Source organism: Succinivibrio faecicola (assembly GCF_019448115.1).
GTDB lineage: Bacteria > Pseudomonadota > Gammaproteobacteria > Enterobacterales > Succinivibrionaceae > Succinivibrio > Succinivibrio faecicola.
This window is the reverse complement of the sequence record NZ_JAGFNY010000054.1, coordinates 1-5,682: the sequence shown is the minus strand read 5'-3', so window position 1 is coordinate 5,682 and position 5,682 is coordinate 1. Positions and strand designations below refer to the sequence as shown.

Sequence of the window (5,682 nt, the reverse complement as noted above, 5' to 3'; positions counted from 1 at the left end):
CTAACGTCAAAACCTTTAGTTTTATAAGGCTTAGCAAAATCAGGTAATAAATCAATTTTCATAGTAAAAGTATTATAGCATACTATAATACATAAATCACAAGAAAACAGTCTTTTTATTGGAAATAAACCTGATATACAAAGGCAAACTAGAATTTAAACAAGCAGAGATGAAAGAAAAAAAGAAATGTATTAGATCAAACTATAATACAATCAGGACACTGTTATATTCGTAACTGCTAAAAAGTGGGGAATTTGATGCGTAACTGCTAAAGAGGTGTTTTCTGAACTTGACAATGGTGCAATAAAAAAGGATAATTTCTGCATAGGGATCCTTGTGTTATTTATTTGATTTTGCAAGAGAAAATTATATCACAATCATCCCTATTTTTATATCCTAAATTGACCATAACTCATTCAAAATTAAGCCTTTTTTCAAAAGTCCAATTTCTTGAAAAAACACCTACTAAATTGAGCTATTTTATAAGAACATCAAATTCTTATCTGTCTGATTTATATACCAAATTTTTAAAGAGCTTTAATCGTTGACGTAAAAAATCACGATTAATAAATTTTTGTTACACTGTAACTAATTAATCTATAAGATCTTTTTAAGCTAAATTTCTAAAGATCTTAGGTAAGATTTTTTTTACAAAAAACGCAATTTTTACGAAATATAATTTACGGGAAGCATAAAAAAAGCAGCTTAGCTGCTTTTTTTAAGATGTATTTTATTTATTAGATTTCCTGTGGGTCATCAACGTCAAAATCCTTGTCTGATACAGGCATAAAACCTATCAGAACATTTGGTTGATCCTTTAACATTGGAACCCATTTTTCATTCCATACATTTCTTGTAATGAACTGAGCTTTCATTGAAGTCATTTCATTTTCTTTTGCATATTTCTGAGCTAATCTTTCATGAGACCATACAGGAACAACACTAAACATTATATTATTTTCATCTGCTTCAGTATCCTCTAAAATTAAAGGTCCATCATCATCTACAAGAACATATAAGCCGTTGTTCTCATTTACTGATTTTAAGAACATTGCTTTTCTGTAATCAGAATTTAACTGAAGTATAGCTTCAAATTCCTTATCGGTTAATTCAGTCATTTAATAGCCTCTTTTAATAATTGGTTTTAAAAACTGTCCTGTAAAAGACTCTTCACATTCACTAACCAGTTCTGGTGTACCCGTAGTTACTATAGTACCTCCGTTTACACCACCTTCCGGTCCTAAATCTATCAGATAATCAGCTGTTTTAATAACATCAAGGTTATGTTCAATTACAACAACTGTATTACCCTGATCTCTAAGTTTTGTTAATACTTCAAGAAGTAATCTTACATCCTCAAAATGAAGACCTGTTGTTGGCTCATCAAGAACATATAGTGTTCTTCCTGTAGCTCTTTTTGATAACTCTTTTGATAGTTTAATTCGTTGAGCTTCACCACCTGAAAATGTAGTAGCAGACTGACCTAGAGTAATATAGGACAGACCAACATCCATAAGTGTTTTTAATTTAGAAGCAATAGCTGGAACAGCACTGAAAAACTCTAAGGCCTCTTCAACATTCATATCAAGAACATCAGATATAGATTTACCCTTGTATAGTACTTCTAGAGTTTCTCTGTTATATCTTTTACCATCGCATTCTTCACATTTAACATACACATCTGGCATGAAGTTCATAGATACCTTTATTGTACCATCACCCTGACAGGCCTCACATCTACCTCCTTTTACATTAAAGGAGAATCTGCCAGGACCATAACCTCTAGCTCTAGCTTCAGGTGTTTTTGAGAATAAATCTCTTATTTCTGAGAATAGTCCAATGTATGTTGCAGGATTTGATCTTGGAGTTCTACCAATAGGACTCTGATCTATACAGATAATTTTGTCAAAATTATCTAAACCTTCAATTGCCTTATAAGGAGCAGGATCATCATTTGCGGTTACTGAATTGAGTTTTCTTTCAGCTACGCGAACTAATGTATCATTTACAAGAGTTGATTTACCTGAGCCTGAAACTCCTGTTACAACAACAAAACAGCCTACTGGGAATGATACATCTATATTCTTTAAGTTATTGCCAGTGCAACCTTTGAGAGTAAGCATTTTTGATTTCTGAACCTTTACTCTCTTTTTTGGAATTTCAATTTTTCTTCGTCCTGACAGATAGTCACCTGTAAGGGAATTCTTTGAAGATACTATTGTTTCTACATTTCCCTGTGCAACAACTAGACCACCATTTACGCCAGCTCCTGGACCTATATCGATAATACAATCTGCAGCACGCATAGTGTCCTCATCATGCTCTACCACAATAACTGTATTTCCGATATCTCGAAGATTCTTTAATGCACTTAAAAGTTTAGAATTATCTCGCTGGTGCAGACCAATGCTTGGCTCATCAAGTACATACATCACACCTGTAAGACCTGCACCAATCTGACTTGCAAGTCTTATTCTCTGAGATTCACCGCCTGATAAGGTAGATGAGGTTCTTGATAAAGAAAGGTAGCCTAAACCAACATTTATGAGGAAGGATAGACGTGTTTTTACCTCTTTGAGAATCTTGCTTGCAATATGCTCTTCTTGCTCGGTAAGCTTAAGATTTGAGAAGAAATCATAAGCCTCAATAATAGACATATTACTTACTTCAGGTAATGACTTGTCGTTAATAAAGACATGACAATACTCTTTTTTCAGTCTTGTTCCATTACACTCAGGACATGGTAAAGGTTTCATCAGTTTAGAAATAAAGACTCTTACATAATCAGATTCTGTTTCTTTAAGTCTTCTTTCGTAATTAGGGATAACACCTTCGAAAGGTTCTACAGAAGATCTGCTTTTTGAACCGCCTGCATAGACTATTTCCATTGCAATAGCCTTGTTTCCTGTTCCGTAAAGAATATATTCTTTTTGTTTCTTGCTTAATTCTTCAAAAGGAGTAAAAAGATCGATATCAAAAGCTTTTGCTACAGCTTCAAGCTGACGGTAAAAGAACTTATTGCTTCTATCCCAGCCTAAAATTGCGCCATCATATATGGTTTTACTCTTGTCAGGAACAATCTTATCTTCATCAATAACCATAAGTGCACCTAAACCTTCACACTTAGGGCATGAACCATGAGGATTATTGAAAGAAAAATCTCTTGGCTCTAATTCCTCAATCGAGTATCCGCAAATCGGGCATGAATAGCGAGAAGAGAAGATAATCTCATCTTCTTTCTTGTGCTCATCCATTGGAGCTAAAACAGCAAGACCATCGGCATACTTTAATGCAGTTTCAAAAGAATCTGCAATTCGCTGTTTCAAATCCTTACGAACCTTTATTCTGTCGACAACAAGTTCAATATCATGCTTTTCCCTTAATGCAAGTTCAGGAGGATCTGATAAATCACAAACTTCTCCATCAATTCTAGCTCTTATAAAGCCATCTTTTACTAATGATGCAAATAACTGCTTATATTCACCTTTTCTTCCTCTGACTACAGGAGAAAGAATCATTACCTTTGTTTCTTCAGGCAGATTCAAAACAGTATCCACCATTGAAGATACTGTCTGAGCTTTCAGCACTGTACCATGTGTTGGACATCTTGCCACACCTATACGAGCCCACAATAGACGTAAATAGTCATGAATTTCTGTAGTTGTTCCAACGGTAGAACGTGGATTATGAGATGCTGCTTTCTGCTCAATAGAAATTGCAGGGGACAGACCTTCAATTGATTCAACATCAGGCTTATCCATCAACGATAGGAACTGTCTTGCATATGATGACAGAGATTCAACATATCTTCTCTGACCTTCTGCATACAAAGTGTCAAAAGCAAGAGAAGATTTTCCTGAGCCAGATCTTCCTGTAATAACAGTTAAAGTATTTTTAGGAATACTAAGAGAGATGTTCTTTAGGTTATGAGTACGAGCACCGCGAATTGATATATTGTCCATTTTAACTGAAACCTACATTCATTAAGCTTTACATACAGCCATGAAACAAACTGTTTCACAAGATTCTGACCAGCTCTGACTTATAACCTTATAAATTCCAGAGATATTATGTGGTCAAACCTGATTGAGAATATCCTTTTTAATATAATAATGAGGCGATTAAGCAATTGTCACTTCATTATCCTATTGACATACTCCTCTTTTGAAGCAAGAGGATTCCCACTGCAAAGCTAATTTTTAGCTTGCAAGGTTGGTTGAAGTGGCTTGCATCTTATGAGGTTCGCTGTTTTCAGTCAAAAAAAGCTACAGCCACTCTAGTTTTTTTTGACCAGACTCACTCAAGAGCATTGCATGTTCTGCCCTTCCAATCTTGGTGAAAACTGATGTTTATCACACTAGACATTCTACTTTTAATCTGCTTTTTCATCTAGTCTTTGTGACTAAATACCAAAGAAAAAAAATTTCACTTCTCAAATTCTAAAGGAGCTTAGAATCATTTAAAACGGTGTTCTGTAAGCAAGAGAATATCCAGTCAAATTTGAAGGAGAAAATTTTGTTTATCTGCTGTTTTATACCATTAATACCATTATTAAGACTAACGTAGTATCTTCAATGCTTATTCTCTAAAGGCAATTCCAAACGAATAGAAAAGCTCTGTTTGGCAATGCTCTTTATGTCCTCTTATTTTTCTTCTTCATGTTAAGGCGTGACCATTTTTATTAACAGATAGAAGATAGAAAACAAAATACCCTTACTAATCTTACGCCTTATATCCGCCCTAAAGGGCGGGATTTTGCGGCTCCTTTTGAAAAAAAAAGCTTTTTATTAAAAAAATTCAAAAAATATAACTTATTCATTTTATTAAGAATTTTAAAATCAAGTGGCGTTTTGCGCCATTTAAAAACTTTATAAAAAAAACTGTCTGATACCATATTCACAACAATCAAAACAATCATTTTTTTATTTTTGTGATTAAGGAAAAAATAGTATGGCTAGAGGTATCAATAAAGTTTTTTTAATAGGTAACCTTGGAGATGATCCAACAATCAGAACAACAGCTTCTGGTATAAATGTTGCGAACATTTCTATGGTTACAAACGAACAGCATAAAAACACTCAGACAGGTCAAGTAGAAGAAACAGCTCAGTGGCATAGGGTTGTTTTATGGGGAAAAACAGCAGAAATTGCTAAAAAGTATCTAAAAAAAGGTTCTCAGATTTTCATTGAAGGAAAGATTCAAACTAATTCTTTTACTGATAAAAATGGGGTCAAAAGATATTCTACAGAGATTATCGCAGAACAAATGCAGATGCTTGGATACAGATACGCTACAGATGATTCTAATTGTACAAAAATTTCTAATGATGGTTATGTCAGTGAAGACGAAAATAAACCATATATTCCACAAGAAGAACAACCACAAAATTTCTTTGACAAGAACCTTGATTACAAAACTGTATCGACTACCATAGATACAGAAATTCCTTTCTAAAACTTCACAACAATGGCTGTTTATACTCAATAAACAGCCTTTTTTTTATATCTGTTTTCAAAAAATTAAGTAATATGTCTGACATTGAGCAGTAAATTTTAGGATTATTTCTCCCCGATCTTTACTGCCATAAATTTTAAACCTCAGTGCAGATAAAAGTTTTGTAAGTCGAACTTACATAATATCTGCACCATTCCTCGCCCATAGACAGCAAAATCTTCTGCATAT

General features: G+C 33.9%; 3 protein-coding genes. 1 reads left to right on the top strand and 2 read right to left on the bottom strand.

Annotated features, from left to right (window positions below):
• Positions 1–737: 737 nt before the first annotated feature.
• Together J5V48_RS09395 and uvrA are read right to left on the bottom strand one after the other, a co-directional pair.
• The gene (locus tag J5V48_RS09395; protein WP_219938327.1) at positions 738–1,118 is read right to left on the bottom strand and encodes a DUF2750 domain-containing protein; all 381 of its coding nucleotides are present in this window, start codon (positions 1,116–1,118) and stop codon (positions 738–740) included.
• Complete coding sequence (gene uvrA / locus J5V48_RS09390) at positions 1,119–3,962, bottom strand: excinuclease ABC subunit UvrA (protein WP_219938326.1); 2,844 nt, start codon at positions 3,960–3,962, stop codon at positions 1,119–1,121.
• A gap of 988 nt (positions 3,963–4,950) precedes the next feature.
• Here uvrA and J5V48_RS09385 point away from each other — a divergent pair.
• On the top strand, positions 4,951–5,454 hold the full coding sequence (locus tag J5V48_RS09385; RefSeq protein WP_219938325.1) for a single-stranded DNA-binding protein: 504 nt from the start codon (positions 4,951–4,953) through the stop codon (positions 5,452–5,454).
• The last annotated feature ends 228 nt before the right edge of the window (positions 5,455–5,682 follow it).